The 1,501-nt window shown below is 60.6% G+C and carries 2 protein-coding genes; both read right to left on the bottom strand.

What is annotated here, in order from left to right; translation table 11 throughout:
* Positions 1 to 554 precede the first annotated feature (554 nt).
* On the bottom strand, positions 555 to 695 hold the full coding sequence (locus EN935_RS35600) for a DUF1127 domain-containing protein (RefSeq protein WP_091578925.1): 141 nt from the start codon (positions 693 to 695) through the stop codon (positions 555 to 557).
* A 192-nt stretch (positions 696 to 887) separates the two neighbouring features.
* Positions 888 to 1,501 (bottom strand): zinc-binding dehydrogenase (locus tag EN935_RS35605; RefSeq protein ID WP_164771666.1); only part of this gene is annotated, 614 nt, incomplete at its 5' end.

Genomic DNA, 1,501 nt, shown 5'->3' on the forward strand with positions numbered 1-1,501 from the left:
GTGTTGTCAACCAGCCAGACGGCGGTCGCCTTGGGCATCAGCAGCGTATTGGCCATTTAAAAATCCTTCTCGTTCGCCCGCGTTCCCGCGCGGGCGGTGGTTTAGAGCCACCAAAATGGGAAATTCGCGGTCTGTATAACCGCTCTCTTGCCGTTTCGCAACGTTTTTGGAAGCAATCGCCGGAAGCTGCGGGGCCTTGCCGAAACGGTTCCGCACTCTTGAGCAGAACGACAAGCTGGCTTTGCTGGCGGGTTCCGGTCTTGGCAAAGATCCGTTCGAGACAAGTGCACCCGGTCTTGGCGGGATGTTGGAGCTTGCCGCTGCTTCCATCAGGGTTCGCCCTTGTGAAAGCGCCCGAGCCAAGATGCCATGCTGAAAACTGAGGTCAATCCTGCTCGATGATCGGCATCGGTTGAGACCGTCGTCGATCATCCCGGCCCTAAAACGACAAAACCCGCCAGACTGGGTCCAGCGGGCTCGGAACCGCGACGAAAGTCGTCTGATGCGGCTCTGGCTTCTACGGCTTGGTCCGCCGGAGCGGACCAGACCTGGCTTTAGATGGCCTTGCGGGCGATCTTTTCGATGTCGGCGCGGTTGATGCCGAGATCGCTGAGCTGACGTGCGTTGAGACGGTTCAGTTCGCGGACGGTCTCGGTGTACATACGCCAGTTACGGAAAGCGCGGATCGGGTTCATGGTAGTCCTCCAGAATGATGTTCGTTTCGATGGTGCTCAAATAGGCGTCATCGATGAGGACTTGAATGGCCGATTTTGCATAGCAATGATGCAAATGCTGCATTGCAGCATTAAGCTTCTGTTCATCTTGTAGGCAGCCGCGGAGGCGGACCTCGCTCGCTCGGCCTGCAGGCCGAGCGAGCGATGCCGCTGTCAGCCGACGTCGAGCACGATCTTGCCGATATGCTCACCCTCTTCCATGCGCTCATGCGCCCGCCAGGCCTCGCTGAGCGGGAAGATCATGTCCATGACGGGAGCCACCTTGCGGGTGCCGAGCAACGGCCACACCTGCGCTTCCAGCGCCGCCGCGATCGCCGCCTTGAACTCGACGGTGCGTGGCCTCAGCGTTGAGCCAGTGTGGGTAAGCCGCTTGACCATGATCTTCGAAAAGTCCGCGCTTGCGACAGCGCCGCCTTGCACGGCGATCTGGACGATGCGGCCTTCGACCGCCGCCGCCTCGTAGTTTCGCTCGACATAGGAGCCGCCGACCATATCGAGGATGACATTGGCGCCCTTGCCCCCAGTCGCTTCCTTGACCGCGGCGACGAAATCCTCGTCACGATAATTGATCGCCCGGTCGGCGCCGATCTTCAGGCAGGCGTCGCACTTCTCCTTGCTGCCGGCGGTGGTGATGACATAGGCGCCGAAGGCCGAGGCAAGCTGGATTGCGGTGGTGCCGATGCCGGACGAGCCGCCATGGACGAGCAGCGTTTCGCCGCGCTTCAGGCCGCCGCGCTCGAACACATTGTGCCAGACGGTAAAATAGT

The organism is Mesorhizobium sp. M7D.F.Ca.US.004.03.1.1, from assembly GCF_003998635.1.
In the GTDB taxonomy this organism is placed as follows: domain Bacteria; phylum Pseudomonadota; class Alphaproteobacteria; order Rhizobiales; family Rhizobiaceae; genus Mesorhizobium; species Mesorhizobium loti.